This is a genomic window from Pseudonocardia kunmingensis (assembly GCF_006716445.1).
In the GTDB taxonomy this organism is placed as follows: Bacteria; Actinomycetota; Actinomycetes; order Mycobacteriales; family Pseudonocardiaceae; genus Pseudonocardia; species Pseudonocardia kunmingensis.
This window is the reverse complement of the sequence record NZ_VFPA01000001.1, coordinates 2,383,936-2,402,364: the sequence shown is the minus strand read 5'-3', so window position 1 is coordinate 2,402,364 and position 18,429 is coordinate 2,383,936. Positions and strand designations below refer to the sequence as shown.

Below are 18,429 nucleotides of genomic sequence, written 5' to 3'. Positions count from 1 at the left end.
TTCAGCGACAGGAGATGTACCGGTAGCCGCTCGTGTCGGCTTTGAATCCGCTCGTTCCGTGGAAGTAGTACAGTTCGGCCCTCGTCCGGTAGTAGGCCCCCTGTCCGGCGAGGCACGGGTACTCGGCTGCCTTCGTGTAGGAGCCGAGTTGCTCGGATTCCGTTGCATGAACCGGCTCCCAGTTGGAGTACCCCCCGTCGGGGTACTTGATCCGCTCCTCCAGTGTCAGGTCGAGGTTCTGGAGTGTCTCCGGCTGGACCTCGTTGCACCTCACCTCGGTCCTGTAGTCGATGAAGCCCGCGCGCCCCGCTGTCGGAGTGCTGGCGTGCACGCTGCAGCCGTACACGTGAGCAGACGCAGGCTCGGCCAGCAGTAGCGTGGCGAGTAGTGATCAGGCGGTGAGGGCAACGGTTGTTGTGATCGTCAAGCGCACGCGGGTGGCGTCAGGGCGTGGAGCCGGGTGTGGGCCCGGGCTACGGCGACGCAAGAACACGATCTTTTCCCGTAGGGGTGGTTGCTTGTCCATCCATGAACGATGAGGCTCTCAAGTCTCGATGGGCGGGTTTCGGGACGAAGTGATCTGCGATCGCGAACGCCAGCCGTCGAGTTCCTACGGTCCCAACCGCGGCCGGCTCGATCACGTCGTCCGCACGAGTCCGCCCCGCCGTCGCGAGGCGACCTCGTCGACCGGCGCCGGGCACCGCGTAGCGTTCCGTCCGTGAGCCGGGCCGACCTCGACAAGGACCCCACCGACGTCGCCGCGATGTTCGACGGCGTCGCGCGGCGCTACGACCTCACCAACACGGTGCTGACGGCCGGGCAGGACCGGCGGTGGCGCCGGCTCACGCGGGAGGCGCTGGGGCTGCGACCCGGGGAGCGGGTGCTGGACCTCGCTGCCGGCACGGCCGTCTCGACGGTGGAGCTGCGCCGGTCGGGGGCGTGGTGCGTGGCCGCCGACTTCTCGCTGGGCATGCTGCAGGCGGGCGCGCAGCGCGACGTTCCCAAGGTCGCGGCCGACGCGCTGCACCTGCCGTTCCGCGACGGCGCCTTCGATGCGGCGACGATCTCCTTCGGGCTGCGCAACGTCGCCGACACCGACCGCGCCCTCGCCGAGCTCGCGCGCGTCACACGGCCGGGTGGGCGGCTCGTGGTCTGCGAGTTCAGCCGCCCGACGGTCACCGCGTTCCGCGCGGCCTACTACGTCGGGCTCGAGCACGTGCTGCCCGCGATCGCCCGCCGGGTGTCGAGCAACCCCGAGGCCTACACCTACCTGGGCGAGTCGATCCGGGACTGGCCGGCCCAGCCCGACCTCGCCCGGCGCATCGCGCAGGCCGGCTGGACCGGCGTCGCCTGGCGCAACCTCGCCCTCGGCGCCGTGGCCCTGCACCGCGCCACCCGCGCCTGACGCCGGGGTCACAGGGCCGGCGCCGGCCACGGTGATCGACGAGAGTGGTCGCAGTGCCGCACCGACGAGGCTGGAGAACCGCACGCACTGATCACAGCTCAGCCGCCGGCGCCGAGACGGCGCTCGAGCGCGTGGGCCTCGAGCCCTTGATCGATGCGAGCCGCTCGTTCCCGTGGTCGTGACAGCAGCGGTGTGCGGCTCGGGCCGATCACGAGCTCATGATCGTTGTGAACCGCACGCCAGCGCTCTCGTTGCGACCCTGACGCGCGGCTCGGATCGATCGTCGGTCGTCGCGGCGGTCGTCGGCCCCTGACCGGTGATCGTTCCGAGGTCCAGCTCGTCGCCCTGGCCGGGGCGATCCCGTCGACCTCGGACCGATCATGAGCGGTTGATTGTTCCGAGATTGCGCTGTGCGCCCTGGCCGGGCGATCGCGTCGAGTTCGGAACGATCACACCGGGCCGGGCCGGACCATCGTCAGCTGGTGCACCCGCCCGCCCTCGTACCGCAGGCCGGGGACCGCGGGCGTGGGGCCGTGGGCGTGGAAGCCCATGCGTTCGAAGAAGCGGGTCGCCCGCCGGTTCTCCACCAGCGTCTGCAGGTAGCAGCCGGGGGTGCCGGTCTCGCGCAGCCGGGCGAACCAGTGCTCCATCAGCCCGGCCGCGGCGCCGGTGCCGCGGGCCCGGGGCAACAGGTTGATGTGCAGGTGAGCGGGCCAGCGGGGGTCGTGGAGCTCACCGGCGGTGGGCTGCCGGCGGAGGGCCGCGCCTGCCACGTCGACCACGCTGCGCGCGAAGAAGGCGGCCGGGCCGCGGCGCAGGACCAGGCGGTGCTCCCGGATGGCCCGTTCCATCCGCGCGTTCTCGCCGGGTACGGCGGTGCCGAGGGAACCCGTCAGGTACCCCGCGAGCTCCCCGTCCACGACCGCGACGAACAGCGACTCCGGCTCGAGGTCCATGTACGGGGTGAGGTAGACGGCCGCCTCGGACTCCACGTGCCCCCACAGCGACGCGGTCGGAGCGCCCTCGCCCGCCCGGCCGAAGAGAGCCCGCAGCGCGGGCCGGTCGGCCTCCTCGAAGTTCCGGATCTCCACCGCGCCAGCCAACCTGAGGCGGCGTCACTCGACCAGGGTGTTTAGACTCGGCCCCGACTTCGTGAATCCGTTCACAAGGAGCCGCATGGCTGCGCCCGAACCCACCACATCGGATGCCGACGTCATCGTCGTCGGCGCCGGACCCGCCGGATCCACCGCCGCGGCGTACCTCGCCCGGGCTGGACTCGACGTCCTCCTCCTGGAGAAGTCGACGTTCCCGCGCCCCAAGGTGTGCGGCGACGGCTTCACCCCGCGGGGCATGAAGCAGCTGATCGACCTGGGCATCGACTGCTCGCAGGAGAACGGCTGGCTGCACAACAAGGGCCTGCGGGTCGTCGGCGGCGGGGTCACCCTCGAGCTGGCATGGCCCACGCTGGCGAGCTTCCCCGACTACGGAGCGGTGCGCCCCCGGCAGGACTTCGACGAGCTGCTCGTCCGGCACGCCGAGAAGCTGGGCGCCCGGCTGCACGAGGACACCACGGTCACCGAGGCCGTCACCGACGAGCGCAGCGGCCGCGTCGTGGGCGTGCGCGGCACCGTCGGCAAGGGCGGTAAGAACGGCGGGGAGAAGCGGCCGGTCTCCTACCGGGCGCCGCTCACCCTGGCCTGCGACGGCGTGTCGGCGCGCCTCGCGCTCAGCCTCGGCATGGCCAAGCGCGACGACCGGCCGATGGGCGTGGCCGTGCGCCGCTACTACGACTCCCCGCGCACGCACGACGACCACCTCGAGAGCCACCTCGAGCTGTGGGACCGCTCGGACCCGGCGAACCCGAAGCTGCTGCCGGGCTACGGCTGGATCTTCGGGATGGGTGACGGCACGTCGAACGTCGGGCTGGGGATCCTGTCCACGTCCAAGGCCTACGGCTCCACCGACTACCGCGCGCTGCTGAAGTCGTGGCTCGACGGCACGCCGGAGGAGTGGGGCTACCGCGACGAGAACGCGGTGGGCACCGTCGGCGGCGCCGCGCTGCCCATGGGCTTCAACCGCGTGCCGCACTACCGGCCCGGGCTGTTGCTGGTCGGCGACGCGGGCGGCATGGTCAACCCGTTCAACGGGGAGGGCATCGCCTACGCCATGGAGTCCGCGGCGATCGCGGCGCGCTGCGCGGTGCAGGCGCACGCCCGTTCGGGCTCGTCGGCGGAGGCGGCGCTGGCGGGCTACCCGGCGGCGATGAGCCAGGCGCTCGGCGGCTACTACCGCATCGGCAACATCTTCTCGAAGCTGATCGGCAACCCGACGATCATGGCGACGGCCACGAAGTACGGCCTGCCGCGCGTCACGCTCATGCGGTTCATCCTCAAGCTGCTCGCCAACCTCTACGACCCGCACGACGGCGGGGTCAGCGACCGCGTCATCACCGCGATGACCAGGCTCACACCGAGCCTGTAGTAAGGCTTGCCTGGGTCCGGACGGGCTACACGCCCGACTTAGGGTCCCGGCGGAATCAGATAGCGCGATTCATCAGACGACGAGACGACGACGAGGGCAGAACGGATGCTCGACCCCTACCTCCCGCTGGTGCTGCTGTTCGCCCTGGCAGGTGCGTTCGCCCTGTTCTCGGTGACGGCCGCGCCGTACGTCGGCCCGCGCCGCTACAACCGGGCCAAGCTCGACGCCTACGAGTGCGGCATCGAGCCCTCGCCCCAGCCCGTCGTGGGCGGCGGCCGGATGCCGGTCGCCTACTACCTCACGGCGATGTTGTTCATCCTGTTCGACATCGAGATGGTCTTCCTCTACCCGTTCGCGGTGAGCGCCAACGCGCTGGGCCTGTTCGGGCTGGTGGAGATCGTGCTGTTCATCGTCACGGTCGGCTTCGCCTACATCTACGTGTGGCGGCGCGGCGGGCTGGATTGGAACTGAGATGGGTCTCGAAGAGCACCTGCCCAGCGGCGTCCTGCTGACCAGCGTCGAGAAGCTGGTCAACTGGACGCGCAAGTCGTCGCTGTGGCCCGCCACGTTCGGGCTCGCCTGCTGCGCCATCGAGATGATGACCACCGGTGCGCCCCGCTACGACCTCGCCCGCTTCGGGATGGAGGTCTTCCGCGCCTCGCCCCGCCAGGCCGACCTCATGATCGTCGCCGGCCGGGTGAGCAACAAGATGGCGCCGGTCCTGCGCCAGATCTACGACCAGATGCCCGAGCCGCGCTGGGTGCTGGCGATGGGCGTCTGCGCCTCGTCGGGCGGGATGTTCAACAACTACGCGATCGTCCAGGGCGTCGACCACGTGGTGCCGGTCGACATGTACCTGCCCGGCTGCCCGCCCCGGCCGGAGATGCTGATGGACGCGATCCTCAAGATCCACGCCAAGATCATGGACGAGCCGCTGGGCTCGCGGCGCGCCGCGGAGCTGGCCGAGAGCGGCCACAAGACCGAGCTCGTGCCGTCCTCGATCAAGTTCGCGAAGAAGTGACCGCAGATGCCTGACCAGAACAACGGCGCGGAGAACACCGGCACCTCGAAGGACGACGCGGAGCGCACCGGCGCACCGCAGTCCTCGGCGCAGCAGAGCGGGTCCGACGCCGCCGAGCAGCGGGCCCGCGGGGCGGAGGACGCGCGCGGCGGGGAGGTCGAGCAGACCGACGCGCCGATCGACGCCCCGTCCGACACCGAGGGCGACGAGCAGACCACCCCGGAGGGCGGCACCCGCGTGGCGCCGACCCGCGAGCGGCGCGGCATGTTCGGCGTCTCCGGCTCCGGCGACACGTCCGGCTTCGGCGGCCTGCGCCTGCCGGGCCACGTGCCCGCGCCGGCCGAGCGGCCCTTCGGCGGCTGGTTCGACGAGTTCGCCGACGACTTCGGCGACGCGCTGGCCGAGCGCGGGATCCCGCGCAGCGCCGTGCAGCAGATCACGATCGACCGCGGCGAGATCACCTTCTACGTGCAGCGCGAGCGGATCCTCGACCTCTGCCGCACCCTGCGCGACGAGGAGTACCTGCGCTTCGAGCTGTGCTCCTCGGTCTCGGGGGTCGACTACGGCGAGGACGTGCCGCAGCGGCTGCACGTCGTCTACCACCTGACGTCGATGACCTTCCGCCGCCGGATCCGCCTCGAGGTGGCCCTGGACGTCGACGACGCGCACGTGCCGAGCGTCGTGGAGGTCTACCCCACGGCCGACTGGCAGGAGCGCGAGGCCTGGGACATGTTCGGGATCGTCTTCGACGGCCACCCGGCGCTCACCCGCATCCTGATGCCGGACGACTGGGACGGCCACCCGCAGCGCAAGGACTACCCCCTCGGCGGGATCCCGGTGGAGTACAAGGGCGCGGAGATCCCTCCGCCCGATCAGCGGAGGGCCTACACATGAGCCAGGACTCCTACGCCCCCGGCCGCGAGACCACCGAGGGCACCGTCTACACGGTCACCGGTGGCGACTGGGACACGCTCCTCGACGAGGAGCACGACGACCGCATCGTCATCAACATGGGTCCGCAGCACCCGTCCACGCACGGCGTGCTGCGCCTGGTGCTGGAGCTCGAGGGCGAGACGGTGCAGCAGGCCCGGTCGGTGATCGGCTACCTGCACACCGGCATCGAGAAGAACTGCGAGTACCGCACCTGGACCCAGGGCGTCACGTTCGTGACGCGCATGGACTACCTGGCGCCGATCTTCAACGAGGTCGGCTACTGCCTCGCGGTGGAGAAGCTGCTCGGCGCCGAGGTGCCGCGCCGCGCGCAGGTGGCCCGCGTGCTGCTGATGGAGATCAACCGCATCGGCTCGCACCTGGTCTGCCTCGCCACCGGCGGCATGGAGCTCGGCGCGCTCACCGGCATGACGGCCGGGTTCCGCGAGCGCGAGGAGGTGCTCCACCTGCTGGAGTTCCTCACCGGCCTGCGCATGAACCACGCGTTCGTGCGGCCCGGCGGGCTCGCCCAGGACCTCCCGGAGGGCTGGGAGGAGCGGGTCGCCGAGTTCGTCAAGGTCATGCGCAAGCGGCTGCCGGACTACGACAACCTGCTCACCGGCCAGCCGATCTGGCGCCAGCGCCTCGAGGGCGTCGGCTACCTGCCCGTGGACGGCTGCCTCGCGCTCGGTGCCACCGGCCCGATCCTGCGCTCCGCGGGCCTGCCGTGGGACCTGCGCAAGGTCGAGCCGTACTGCGGGTACGAGGAGTACGACTTCGAGGTCCCGGTGGCCACCGAGGCCGACTGCTACGCCCGCTACCGGCTGCGCGTCCAGGAGATCCGGGAGTCGCTCAAGATCATCGAGCAGGCCGCGGCGAAGATGGAGCCGGGGCCGGTGATGGTCGAGGACCGCAAGATCGCCTGGCCTGCGCAGCTCACGATCGCGTCCGACGGCATGGGCAACAGCCTCGAGCACGTCCGCAAGATCATGGGTCAGTCGATGGAGTCGCTGATCCACCACTTCAAGCTGGTCACCGAGGGCTTCTCGGTGCCGGCCGGGCAGGCGTACACGGCGGTCGAGTCGCCGCGCGGCGAACTGGGCTACCACCTGGTCTCCGACGGCGGCACCCGGCCGGTGCGCGTCCACGTGCGGGACCCCAGCTTCGTGAACCTGCAGACGATGCCCGCGATGAGCGAGGGCGGCATGGTCGCCGACGTCATCGCGGCGGTCGCCTCGATCGACCCCGTCATGGGAGGTGTGGACCGGTGACCTTGCCTGAAGGCACGCCGGAGTCCTACGGCCCGATCACCGGGCCGGAGGAGGTCGTGTTCGAGCCGGTCGTCGACGACGCCGGCCCGGTCGTCGAGCGGTTCGACGAGCTCACGCGCCAGCGCACGAAGGAGATCATCGCGCAGTACCCGCAGTCGCGGTCCGCGCTGCTCCCGCTGCTGCACCTGGTGCAGTCGGTGGAGGGCCACGTGAGCCAGGACGGCATCCGCTACTGCGCGGAGGCGCTGGAGCTGACCACCGCCGAGGTCTCGGCGGTGGCCACCTTCTACACGATGTACAAGCGCACGCCGTGCGGCCAGCACCTGGTCAGCGTCTGCACCAACACCCTGTGCGCCACCCTGGGCGGCGACGACATCTACAAGCGACTCTCGGAGAAGCTCGGCGTCGGCCACGAGGGCACCGCGGGCGAGCCGGGTGCGGAGGGCTCGATCACGCTCGAGCACGCCGAGTGCCTCGCTGCGTGCGACCTCGCGCCGGTGCTGCAGGTCAACTACGAGTACTACGACAACCAGACGCCGGAGTCGGCCGAGGCGCTGGTGGACGCATTGGCGCGGGGCGAGAAGCCGGCCCCCACCCGCGGCGCGCCGCTCACCGACTTCCGCACGGTGGAGCTGGAGCTCGCGGGGATCTTCCCCGACCTGCCCACGAGCGTGGAGGGCCCGTCCGTGGCGCCGGAGTCGGTGCGGGGTGCCCAGCTCGCCTCCGAGCGCGGCTGGGTGGCGCCGGCCATGCCCGACACCCCGCCCGCGTTCCCCGCTCTTCCGGAGAAGAAGTAGCCATGGTGGATCAACTCACGCCGGTGCTCACGAGGCGCTGGCAGTCGCCGCGCTCGTGGTCGATCGACACCTACGAGCAGCTCGAGGGCTACCAGGCCCTGCGGCACGCGCTGACCGCCCATCCCGACCAGCTCATCCAGCTGGTGAAGGACTCCGGGCTGCGCGGCCGCGGCGGTGCCGGCTTCCCCACCGGCATGAAGTGGGGCTTCATCCCGCAGGGGCCCACCGGCCCGGGCGCCAAGCCCAAGTACCTGGTGATCAACGCCGACGAGGGCGAGCCGGGTACCTGCAAGGACATCCCCACGATGATGGCCGACCCGCACTCCCTCGTGGAGGGCTGCATCATCACCAGCTACGCGATCCGCGCGAACTTCTGCGCGATCTACGTGCGCGGTGAGGCGCTGCACTGCATCCGCCGCATGCGGCGGGCGGTGGAGGAGGCCTACGCCAAGGGCTACCTCGGCCGCGACATCCTCGGCTCGGGCTTCGACCTCGACATCGTGGTGCACGCCGGCGCGGGTGCCTACATCTGCGGCGAGGAGACGGCACTGCTCGACTCGCTCGAAGGTCGTCGCGGTCAACCCCGCCTCAAGCCTCCCTTCCCGGCCACGTCGGGGCTCTACGCCTCGCCGACTGTGGTGAACAACGTGGAGACCATCGCCTCGGTTCCCGCCATCGTGATGGGCGGCAGCGACTGGTTCCGCACGATGGGCTCGGAGAAGAGCCCCGGCCCGAAGATCTACTCGGTGTCCGGGCACGTCGAGCGGCCCGGCCAGTACGAGGCCCCGCTGGGCATCACGCTGCGGCAGCTGCTCGAGCTGGCGGGCGGCATGAAGGGCGGGATCCCGCTCAAGTTCTGGACGCCGGGCGGCTCGTCCACGCCGATCTTCACGGCCGAGCACCTCGACGTCCCGCTGGACTTCGAGGGTGCCGCTGCGGCCGGCTCGATGCTGGGCACCACGGCCGTGCAGGTCTTCAACGAGACCGTCTCGGTGCCGTGGGCCGTCATGAAGTGGACCGAGTTCTACAAGCACGAGTCGTGCGGCAAGTGCACCCCGTGCCGCGAGGGCACCTACTGGCTGGTGCAGATCCTCGAGCGGATGGTGCACGGCCAGGGCACCGAGGCAGACGTCGAGACGATGCTCGACGTCTGCGACAACATCCTCGGCCGCTCGTTCTGCGCCCTCGGTGACGGCGCCACCAGCCCGATCACGAGCGCCATCAAGTACTTCCGCCAGGAGTTCCTGGACCTCATCGCGGAGCAGCCCGCGGTGGGACGTCCGGAGCAGCTGGACGATCTGGTTGGAGCCCAGGCATGACGATCGCCCCCGAGGAGAAGAAGGAGGCGCGACCGGTCCCGGAGGGGCACGTGCGCCTCACGATCGACGGGCAGGAGGTGGACGCGCCCAAGGGTGAGCTGCTGATCCGCACCTGCGAGCGGCTCGGGATCATCGTGCCGCGGTTCTGCGACCACCCGCTGCTCGACCCGGCGGGCGCGTGCCGGCAGTGCCTGGTCGAGGTGGAGATGGGCGGCCGGCCGATGCCGAAGCCGCAGGCCAGCTGCACCATGACGGTGGCGGACGGCATGGTCGTCAAGACCCAGCACTCCTCGCCGGTGGCCAAGAAGGCCCAGGAGGGGGTGATGGAGCTCCTGCTCATCAACCACCCCCTGGACTGCCCCATCTGCGACAAGGGCGGCGAGTGCCCCCTGCAGAACCAGGCGATGAGCACCGGGCGCACCGACTCGCGGTTCATCGAGACCAAGCGGGTCTTCGAGAAGCCGCTGCCGATCTCGTCGCAGGTGCTGCTGGACCGCGAGCGCTGCGTCCTCTGCCAGCGCTGCACCCGCTTCTCCGAGGAGATCGGCGGCGACCCGTTCATCGACCTGCTGGAGCGCGGCGCCAACCAGCAGGTCGGGGTGGCGCAGGACAAGCCGTTCCAGAGCTACTTCTCCGGCAACACCATCCAGATCTGCCCGGTCGGCGCGCTCACCAGCGCCGCCTACCGGTTCCGCTCCCGCCCGTTCGACCTGGTCTCCACGCCGGGCGTCGACGAGCACACCTCGAGCGGCGCGGCCCTGCGCGTCGACACCCGCCGGGGCACGGTCATGCGCCGCCTCGCCGGCAACGACCCCGAGGTCAACGAGGAGTGGATCGACGACAAGACCCGCTTCGCGTTCCGCTACCTCTCCTCGAAGGGCCGCATCACCCGGCCGCTGGTGCGGGGCGAGGACGGGCAGCTGCACGAGTCCTCGTGGACCGAGGCGCTCGCGGTCGCCGCGGAAGGCCTGCTCGCCGCGCGTGAGCAGGGGATCGGGGTGCTCGCGGGCGGGCGGCTGACCGTCGAGGACGCCTACGCGTACGGCAAGTTCGCGCGGGTCGCAGCCGGCACGAACGACGTCGACTTCCGGGCGCGCGCCCACTCGGCGGAGGAGCTGGACTTCCTGGCCTCGCAGGTGGTCGGGAAGGGCCCGGAGACCCTCAGCTACACCCGCCTCGAGGCGGCGCCCGCGGTGCTCTGCGTGGCGCTGGAGCCGGAGGAGGAGGCGCCGGTCGTCTACCTGCGGCTGCGCAAGGCGGCGCGCAAGCACGGCCAGCGCGTGTTCCACCTCGGCCAGTGGACGACGCCGGCCGTCGAGCGCACCTCGCTGGAGACGGGCGCGGCGGCACCGGCGGCGAAGGACAACCTCATCCCGGCGGTGCCCGGGGCCGAGGCCGCGGTGCTGGCGGACCTGCCGGCGCACGTGGTGGAGGCGCTGACCGGCGGCGGCGTGATCCTCGTCGGCGAGCGCGCCGCCGAGGTGCCCGGCCTGTACTCGGCCGTGGCCGCCCTCGGGGCGCGCACCGGCGCGGCGATCGGCTGGGTCCCCCGCCGCGCAGGCGACCGCGGGGCGCTCGACGCGGGCGCCGTGCCCACGCTGCTGCCCGGTGGCCGCCCGGTCGCCGACGCCGCGGCCCGCGCCGAGGTGGAGCAGGCGTGGGGCCTCGCGGCCGGCGCGCTGCCGACCACCCCGGGCCGCGACACCGACGAGATCCTCACCGCGGCCGCCACCGGCGAGCTGGCGGCGCTGGTCGTCGGCGGTGTCGACCCGCACGACCTCGCCGACCCGGCGGCCGCGCTGGCCGCCCTGCGCGACGTCGGGTTCCTGGTGAGCCTCGAGATGCACTCCTCGGCGGTCACCGAGCTCGCCGACGTCGTGCTGCCGGTGGCCCCGGACGTGCAGCGCGCGGGCAGCTACCTCAACTGGGAGGGGCGCAGGCGCGAGTTCGGGCCTGCCCTGGACGCCAGCGGCGTGCTCCCGGACTGCCGCGTGCTCGACACGCTCGCCGTCGAGATGGACGTCGACCTGTTCACGCAGACCCCCGCGGCGGCCGCGGGCGAGCTGGGCCGCCTCGGCGCCCGGACGGGCGCCGCTCCGGCCGCCCCGTCGGTCCCTTCGGGCGAGCCGCTGCGGCCCGGGTTCGGGCAGGCGGTGCTCGCGACCTGGCGCCAGCTGATCGACGGCTCGACCCTCGCGATGGAGGAGCCGGCGCTGGCCGGCACGGCCCGCCCGGCCTACGTCCGGGTGAACGCCGCCACGGCCGAGCGGCTGGGTGTCACGGAGGGCGCGCCGGCCACGGTGCGCACCGACCGGGGCGCGATCACGCTGCCGGTGGCGCTGGCCGACCTGCCCGACGGCGTCGTGTGGCTGCCGGGCAACTCGGGTGACTCCCGCGTCCGGAGCGTCCTCGGCGCCGGGCACGGCGACCTGGTGGGGGTGACGGCATGAACCTGCTGGCGCAGGCTCCCGAGGGGATGACCCGCACGCAGGAGCTGCTGGCCGACGACCCGCTCTGGCTGGTGGTCCTGAAGGTCGTGGCGCTGTTCGCGATCGGCGTCGTGCTCACGCTCTTCATGATCAACTGGGAGCGCAAGGTGGTGGGCCGGATGCAGCAGCGTCCGGGCCCGAACCGCACCGGCCCCGGTGGCTGGCTGCAGTCCTTGGCGGACGGGCTCAAGCTCGCCTTCAAGGAAGACATCATGCCGGTGATGGCCGACAAGCGGGTGTACTTCATCGCCCCGGTCATCTCCACGATCCCGGCCTTCGTGGCGTTCTCGGTGATCCCGTTCGGCGGCGAGGTGTCGATCTTCGGTGAGCCGACGGTGCTGCAGCTGGTCGACCTGCCGGTCGGCGTGCTGGTGGTGCTGGCCTGCTCCTCGATCGGCGTCTACGGGATCGTGCTGGGCGGCTGGGCGTCGGGTTCGCCGTACCCGCTGCTGGCGGCGCTGCGCTCGGCGGCGCAGGTGATCTCCTACGAGATCGCGCTGGGCCTGTCGATCGTGGGGGTGATCCTCTACGCGGGGTCGCTGTCCACCGCCGACATCGTGGCGTCCCAGGCCAGCGGCTGGTACCTGCTGCTGCTGGCGCCCAGCTTCGTGGTCTTCGTGATCGCGATGGTCGGCGAGACCAACCGCGCGCCCTTCGACCTGCCGGAGGCGGAGTCGGAGCTGGTGGGCGGGTTCCACACCGAGTACTCGTCGCTGAAGTTCGCGCTGTTCTTCCTGGCCGAGTACGTCAACATGGTCACGGTCTCGGCGATGGCCACCACGCTGTTCCTGGGCGGCGGGCAGTGGCCGTGGCCGCTGTCGTTCCTGAACGCGAACGGCTGGCTGCAGATGGTGGCCTTCCTGATCAAGACGCTGATCTTCCTGTTCGTGTTCATCTGGCTGCGGGGCACCCTCCCGCGGCTGCGCTACGACCAGTTCATGCGCCTGGGCTGGAAGGTCCTGGTGCCGGGCAGCCTGCTGTGGATCCTGGCGATCTTCGCGATCCGCACCTGGCGCACCACCGGTGGTGAGGTCAGCGCGCTGCTGATCGGGCTGGGGATCGCGCTGGCGGTGGTGCTGCTGGTGGCGTTCCTGGTGCCCGACCGCAAGATCGAGGGCCCTGCGCCGGTCGAGCTCGCCTCGGACTACCCGGTGCCGCCGCTGGACCTGGCCGTGCCCACCCCCTCGCGGCACAAACTGCGCTCCCGGCCGGTGGACGGCGCGGCGGAGCCGCGAACGCCCGCCCTCAGCGGGAAGGAGACGGAGTAGATGTTCGACTTCTTCAAGGGCTTCGGCGTCACCTTCGGGACGATGTTCAAGAAGGTCGTCACCGAGGAGTACCCGGAGGACTTCCCGCCCGCCGCGCCGCGCTGGCACGGGCGGCACCAGCTCAACCGCCACCCGGACGGGCTCGAGAAGTGCGTGGGCTGCGAGCTGTGCGCCTGGGCCTGCCCGGCCGACGCGATCTACGTCGAGGGCGGGGACAACACCGAGGAGGAGCGCTACTCGCCCGGTGAGCGCTACGGCGCGATCTACCAGATCAACTACCTGCGCTGCATCGGCTGCGGCCTGTGCATCGAGGCCTGCCCCACCCGGTCGCTCACGATGACCAACTTCTACGAGCTGGCCGACGACAACCGGCAGGACCTGATCTACACGAAGGAGCAGCTGCTCGCGCCGCTGCTGCCGGGCATGGAGCAGCCCCCGCACCCGATGCGGCTGGGCGAGGACGAGCAGGACTACTACGTGCAGGGGCCCGTTCTGGCGCGCAAGGGAGCCGAGAACGACCCGGTGGGGGAGCAGGTCAAGTGACTCTCGATCTCCTCGCCCAGGCCGCGCCCGCGCCGGACGTCGTCAGCACCGGCGAGGCGGTGGTGTTCTGGATCATGGGCCCGCTCGCCCTGCTCGGCGCGCTGAGCATGGTGTTCGCCCGCAACGCCGTGCACTCGGCGCTCGCGCTGGTGGGCACGATGTTCTGCCTCGCGGTGTTCTACATCGTGCAGCAGGCGCCGTTCCTCGGCTTCGTGCAGATCATCGTCTACACCGGCGCGATCATGATGCTGTTCCTGTTCGTGCTGATGCTGGTCGGGCGCGACAGCTCCGACTCGGTCGTGGAGGTGCTGCGCGGCCAGCGGCTCGCGGCGCTCGCGCTCGGCGTCGGGCTGGCGGTGCTGCTGGTGGCCACGGTCGGGCGCTCCCTCACCGCTGTCACCCCGGTCGGCCTGGCGGCGGGCGGCGCGGGCTCGACCGCCAACGTCACCGGCCTCGGCACGCTGATCTTCACCGACTACCTGTTCGCGTTCGAGCTCACCTCGGCGCTGCTGATCACGGCGGCGCTCGGGGCGATGGTGCTCGCCTACGCCCAGAGCAAGGGGCACGCCAAGCGCGGCCAGCGGGCCACGGTCGAGGCGCGCCTGCGCGGCGAGCACGACCGGATCTCCCCGCTGCCCGGCCCCGGCGTCTACGCCACCGGCAACTCGGTCGCGGTGCCCGCCGTGCTGCCCGACGGGTCGATCGCCCCCGAGTCGATCTCGTCCATCATCGACGCCACCCCGGTCCGCGGCGTCGAGGACGAGCCCGCCCCGGACGCGCGCGCCCTCACCGGCGGCACGGGCGCCGGCGGCGAGCGCGACACCACCCTCGACGACACCCACGAGGACCACCGGTGACCCCCACCTACTACCTGCTGCTCTCGGCGCTGCTGTTCTCCATCGGCGCGGTCGGCGTGCTGGTGCGGCGCAACGCGATCGTCGTGTTCATGTGCATCGAGCTGATGCTCAACGCCGTGAACCTCTCGCTGGTCACGTTCGCGCGGATCAACGGCACGCTCGACGGCCAGGTCATGGCGTTCTTCGTGATGGTGGTGGCCGCGGCGGAGGTCGTCGTCGGCCTCGCGATCATCATGTCGATCTTCCGCACCCGCCGGACGGCCTCGGTGGACGACGCAAACCTCCTGAAGTACTGAAGGCGTGTGAGAGATGCTCCCCCACAACGACCGCACCTTGGAGCCCTTCCGCTGTTCCAGGCCCGGTTCTGACGTCGCTATGGCCCCCACGTGCTCCGGAGGGGCGTTGTGAACGCGTTCCTCGCGGCTGCCGAGCTTCCTTCCACCGAGCTGCCTTCCGTCGGGCTCGCGTCCGGCTCGGCCTCGCTCGCCTGGCTGCTGTTCGCGCTGCCGGCGGCCGGTGCGCTCGTGCTGTTCGTGGCCGGGCGGCGCGCCGACTCGTGGGGCCACTGGCTGGGCCTGCTCACGGTCGTCGCCTCGTTCGTCATCGGCCTGCTGATCTTCCTGGAGACCGCAGGGCTCGCCCCCGAGGAGCGCACCCGGGAGCTGTCGCTGTACGAGTGGATGAGCGTCGGTGACCTCTCGGTCGACTTCGGGCTCCGGCTCGACCCGTTGTCGCTGACGTTCGTCCTGCTCATCACCGGGGTCGGTGGCCTGATCCACCTCTACTCGGTGGGCTACATGAGCCACGACCCCGGCCGGCGGCGCTTCTTCGCGCAGCTGAACCTGTTCGTGGCGGCGATGCTGCTGCTGGTCCTCGGCAACAACTTCGTGATGCTCTACCTCGGCTGGGAGGGCGTCGGCCTGGCGTCCTACCTGCTGATCGGCTACTACCAGGACCGCCCGTCGGCCGCCACGGCGGCGAAGAAGGCCTTCCTGATGAACCGCGTCGGCGACGTCGGGCTGGCCATCGCGATCTTCCTGCTCTGGACGAACCTGGGCACGCTCCAGTACACCGAGGTCTTCGCGCGGATCGGTGAGATCGACGGCGGCACGATCGTCGCGATCACCGTGCTGCTCCTGCTCGGCGCCTGCGGCAAGTCGGGCCAGTTCCCGCTGCAGTCCTGGCTGCCGGACGCGATGGAGGGCCCCACACCGGTCTCGGCGCTGATCCACGCGGCAACGATGGTCACGGCGGGGGTCTACCTGATCGCCCGCGCCAACCCGATCTACAACCTCACCGAGACCGGGCGGCTGGTCGTCGCGCTCGTCGGGGTGGTCACGCTGCTGATCGGCGCGATCATCGGCTGCGCCTACGACGACATCAAGAAGGTGCTCGCCTACTCCACGGTGAGCCAGATCGGCTACATGATCCTGGCCGTCGGGCTGGGCCCGGCCGGCTACGCGCTGGGCATCTTCCACCTGCTGACCCACGGCTTCTTCAAGGCGGGGCTCTTCCTCGGTGCCGGCTCGGTGATGCACGCGATGAACGACGACGTCGACATGCGGCGCTTCGGCGGGCTCTACCGCTACATGCCGATCACGTTCGTGACGTTCGGGCTGGGCTACCTCGCACTGATCGGCTTCCCGTTCCTGTCCGGGTACTTCTCCAAGGACGAGATCATCGCCGCGTCCTTCGGGCAGCCGGGCTGGCAGGGCTGGGTGTTCGGCGGCGCGGCCACGCTCGCGGCCGGGCTCACCGCCTTCTACATGACGCGCCTGATGTTCATGACGTTCTTCGGCGAGAAGCGCTGGGAGAACCTCAAGAGCGCCGACGGGCACGACTACCACCCGCACGAGTCGCCCGCCGTGATGACGATCCCGATGATCGTGCTGGCGTTCGGCTCGGTGTTCGCGGGTTTCGTGCTCTACAACGGCCACCTGCTCGTCGACTGGCTCGCGCCGACCCTGGGCGAGCTGGAGGAGCCGCACGACGGCGTCCTCGGGCACGCGGTCGTGCCGTACCTGGTCGTCGGGGTCTCCGCGCTCGGCGTGCTGATCGCCTGGCTCACGGTCGGGCGCAGGCGCACACCGGTGGAGCGGCCCGAGCCGGTGTCGCTGCCGGTGCGCGCGGCCCGCCGCGACCTGTACGCCAACGCGATCAACGAGGCGCTCATCGCGCGGCCCGGGACCTGGCTCTCACGGGCGCTGGTCTACTTCGACAACCGCGGGGTCGACGGCGTGGTCAACGGCACCGCCGCACTGCTCGGCGGCAGCTCGGGCCGGCTGCGCAAGCTGCAGACCGGCTTCGTCCGCTCGTACGCGCTCTCCATGCTCGGCGGCGGGGTGCTCGTCGTCGCGGCGCTCCTGGCGGTGCGGTTCGCATGACGTCCACCGGAGGCTCTTCCGTGCTGCTCCTGATCCTGCTGGTGCTGCCGCTCGTCGGGGCGCTCGTCGTGGCGCCCATGAAGAACAGCGCGGGCACCGCGAAGCTCACCGCGATGGGGTTCGCGCTCGCGTCGCTCGTGCTCACCGCGATCACCTGGTTCTCCTACTCGGTGGCGGCGGCCACCGAGGGCACCCGGTTCCAGCTCGAGCTGTCCGTGCCGTGGATCCCGGCATTCGGCACCCGGTTCGCGCTCGGCGTCGACGGCATCGCGCTGGTGATGCTCGCGCTGATCGCGGTGCTGGTGCCGATCGTGCTGGCCTTCTCGTGGGAGGAGAAGCTCCCCGAGGACCGCACGGTGTCCGGGTTCTTCGCGCTCCTGCTGGCCACCCAGGGCCTGCTCGTCGGCGTGTTCGCGGCCACCGACGTGTTCCTGTTCTACGTGTTCTTCGAGGCCATGCTGATCCCGATGTACTTCCTCATCGGGCGGTTCGGCGGGCCCCGCCGCCAGTACGCGGCGGTGAAGTTCTTCCTGTACTCGCTGCTCGGCGGGTTGATCATGCTCGCCTCGGTGATCGGCCTGTTCGTGGTGAGCGGGCAGCAGCTGGGCGAGGGCACGTTCACCTGGACCGAGCTGCAGGCGATGGCGGCCTCGGTGCCCGAGTCCACGCAGATCTGGCTGTTCCTCGGGTTCTTCGTGGCGTTCGCGATCAAGGCGCCGCTGGTGCCGTTCCACACCTGGCTGCCCGACGCCGGTGCCGAGGCCCCGGTCGGGGCGGGCGTGCTGCTCGTCGGCGTGCTGGACAAGGTCGGCACGTTCGGCTTCCTGCGCTACTGCCTGCCGCTGTTCCCGCTCGCGTCGCAGCGGCTCGCGCCGCTGGTGCTCACGCTCGCGGTGATCGGGATCCTGTACGCGGCGCTGCTGGCCGTCGCGCAGAGCGACCTGAAGCGGTTCGTGACCTACACCTCGATCGCGCACTTCGGGTTCATCGCGCTGGGGATCTTCGCGTTCTCCACGCAGGCGTTCTCGGGCGCCACGCTCTACATGGTCAACCACGGCATCACCACCGGGATGCTGTTCATCGTCCTCGGCATGCTGATCGCCCGGGGCGGATCCCGGCTGATCGGCGACTACGGGGGCGTGCACAAGCTCGCGCCGCTGCTCGCGGGCACGTTCCTGCTCGCAGGGCTCGCCTCGCTCGCGCTGCCGGGCACCAACTCGTTCGTCAGCGAGTTCCTGGTGCTCCTCGGCTCGTTCCCGCGGGAGCCGGTCTTCACGATCCTGGCCACGGTCGGGATCATCTTCGCGGCCCTCTACGTGCTGTGGGTCTACCAGCAGACCATGCAGGGACCGGTGCGCGGCGCCGCCGTGCTCGGTGCGCTGGAGCGCGGAGGCAGCGGCCCGGGCACGATGCTCGACCCGGGTGTCGCGGCGAAGCGCGACAGCAGCGCGTTCCCGGACCTGTCCCGCCGTGAGATCGCCGTGCTGACTCCGCTGATCGTGCTCATCCTCGTGCTCGGCTTCTTCCCCGGGCCGGTGCTCGACGTCATCAACCCGTCGGTGACGGCCACCCTGACCGAGGTGGGCCTCACCGACCCGGTGGGAGGAATGTCCTCGTGAGCGAGCTTGCGAGCGGACCGTTGGTGCTGCCCCCCCTCGCCCAGG

The 18,429-nt window shown here is 71.0% G+C and carries 17 protein-coding genes; 15 read left to right on the top strand and 2 right to left on the bottom strand.

All coding sequences use genetic code 11. The features are described 5' to 3' along the window. Position 1 precedes the first annotated feature (1 nt). A complete protein-coding gene (locus FB558_RS11515; protein WP_142051538.1) occupies positions 2-331 on the bottom strand; it encodes a hypothetical protein in 330 nt (109 codons plus the stop codon). Between the two features lie 387 nt (positions 332-718). Between FB558_RS11515 and FB558_RS11510 the strand changes: the two genes are divergently transcribed. After that, the gene (locus FB558_RS11510) at positions 719-1,405 is read left to right on the top strand and encodes a demethylmenaquinone methyltransferase (RefSeq protein WP_211366298.1); all 687 of its coding nucleotides are present in this window, start codon (positions 719-721) and stop codon (positions 1,403-1,405) included. A 449-nt stretch (positions 1,406-1,854) separates the two neighbouring features. On the opposite strand, the gene FB558_RS11505 is transcribed toward FB558_RS11510, so the two are convergent. Beyond that, positions 1,855-2,496, bottom strand: coding sequence for a GNAT family N-acetyltransferase (locus FB558_RS11505; RefSeq protein WP_142051532.1), 642 nt, complete (start codon positions 2,494-2,496; stop codon positions 1,855-1,857). A gap of 85 nt (positions 2,497-2,581) precedes the next feature. Between FB558_RS11505 and FB558_RS11500 the strand changes: the two genes are divergently transcribed. From FB558_RS11500 to FB558_RS11435, 14 genes are all read left to right on the top strand, one after another. Continuing rightward, entirely contained in the window at positions 2,582-3,886 is a 1,305-nt protein-coding gene (locus tag FB558_RS11500; RefSeq protein ID WP_142051529.1) for a geranylgeranyl reductase family protein, read from the top strand. Positions 3,887-3,991: 105 nt separating this feature from the next. After that, a complete protein-coding gene (locus FB558_RS11495) occupies positions 3,992-4,357 on the top strand; it encodes an NADH-quinone oxidoreductase subunit A (protein WP_094926486.1) in 366 nt (121 codons plus the stop codon). 1 nt (position 4,358) lies between these two features. Then, entirely contained in the window at positions 4,359-4,907 is a 549-nt protein-coding gene (locus FB558_RS11490) for a NuoB/complex I 20 kDa subunit family protein (RefSeq protein WP_142051526.1), read from the top strand. Positions 4,908-4,913: 6 nt separating this feature from the next. Next, entirely contained in the window at positions 4,914-5,801 is an 888-nt protein-coding gene (locus FB558_RS11485; protein ID WP_246106368.1) for an NADH-quinone oxidoreductase subunit C, read from the top strand. Beyond that, positions 5,798-7,108 (top strand): NADH-quinone oxidoreductase subunit D, encoded by a 1,311-nt coding sequence (locus FB558_RS11480; RefSeq protein WP_142051523.1) that lies wholly within the window; start codon positions 5,798-5,800, stop codon positions 7,106-7,108. The genes FB558_RS11485 and FB558_RS11480 overlap by 4 nt, the downstream gene beginning before the upstream one ends. Continuing rightward, positions 7,105-7,905, top strand: coding sequence for an NADH-quinone oxidoreductase subunit NuoE (gene nuoE, locus FB558_RS11475; RefSeq protein WP_142051520.1), 801 nt, complete (start codon positions 7,105-7,107; stop codon positions 7,903-7,905). Before FB558_RS11480 ends, nuoE begins: the two co-directional genes overlap by 4 nt. A 2-nt stretch (positions 7,906-7,907) precedes the next feature. Then, positions 7,908-9,224: an NADH-quinone oxidoreductase subunit NuoF gene (gene nuoF, locus FB558_RS11470; RefSeq protein WP_142051517.1), complete on the top strand. Its 1,317-nt coding sequence runs from the start codon at positions 7,908-7,910 to the stop codon at positions 9,222-9,224. Continuing rightward, positions 9,221-11,674, top strand: coding sequence for an NADH-quinone oxidoreductase subunit G (locus FB558_RS11465; protein ID WP_142051514.1), 2,454 nt, complete (start codon positions 9,221-9,223; stop codon positions 11,672-11,674). The genes nuoF and FB558_RS11465 overlap by 4 nt, the downstream gene beginning before the upstream one ends. Before the next feature lie 26 nt (positions 11,675-11,700). Further along, complete coding sequence (gene nuoH / locus FB558_RS11460; protein ID WP_142054007.1) at positions 11,701-12,981, top strand: NADH-quinone oxidoreductase subunit NuoH; 1,281 nt, start codon at positions 11,701-11,703, stop codon at positions 12,979-12,981. Beyond that, positions 12,982-13,524, top strand: coding sequence for an NADH-quinone oxidoreductase subunit NuoI (nuoI, locus tag FB558_RS11455; protein WP_142051511.1), 543 nt, complete (start codon positions 12,982-12,984; stop codon positions 13,522-13,524). It begins immediately after the preceding gene. Next, positions 13,521-14,381: an NADH-quinone oxidoreductase subunit J gene (locus FB558_RS11450; protein WP_142051508.1), complete on the top strand. Its 861-nt coding sequence runs from the start codon at positions 13,521-13,523 to the stop codon at positions 14,379-14,381. Before nuoI ends, FB558_RS11450 begins: the two co-directional genes overlap by 4 nt. Next, positions 14,378-14,677 (top strand): NADH-quinone oxidoreductase subunit NuoK, encoded by a 300-nt coding sequence (gene nuoK / locus FB558_RS11445; protein WP_142051506.1) that lies wholly within the window; start codon positions 14,378-14,380, stop codon positions 14,675-14,677. The genes FB558_RS11450 and nuoK overlap by 4 nt, the downstream gene beginning before the upstream one ends. Before the next feature lie 150 nt (positions 14,678-14,827). Further along, complete coding sequence (nuoL, locus tag FB558_RS11440; protein ID WP_142054005.1) at positions 14,828-16,765, top strand: NADH-quinone oxidoreductase subunit L; 1,938 nt, start codon at positions 14,828-14,830, stop codon at positions 16,763-16,765. Further along, complete coding sequence (locus FB558_RS11435; protein ID WP_142051503.1) at positions 16,762-18,384, top strand: NADH-quinone oxidoreductase subunit M; 1,623 nt, start codon at positions 16,762-16,764, stop codon at positions 18,382-18,384. Before nuoL ends, FB558_RS11435 begins: the two co-directional genes overlap by 4 nt. The last annotated feature ends 45 nt before the right edge of the window (positions 18,385-18,429 follow it).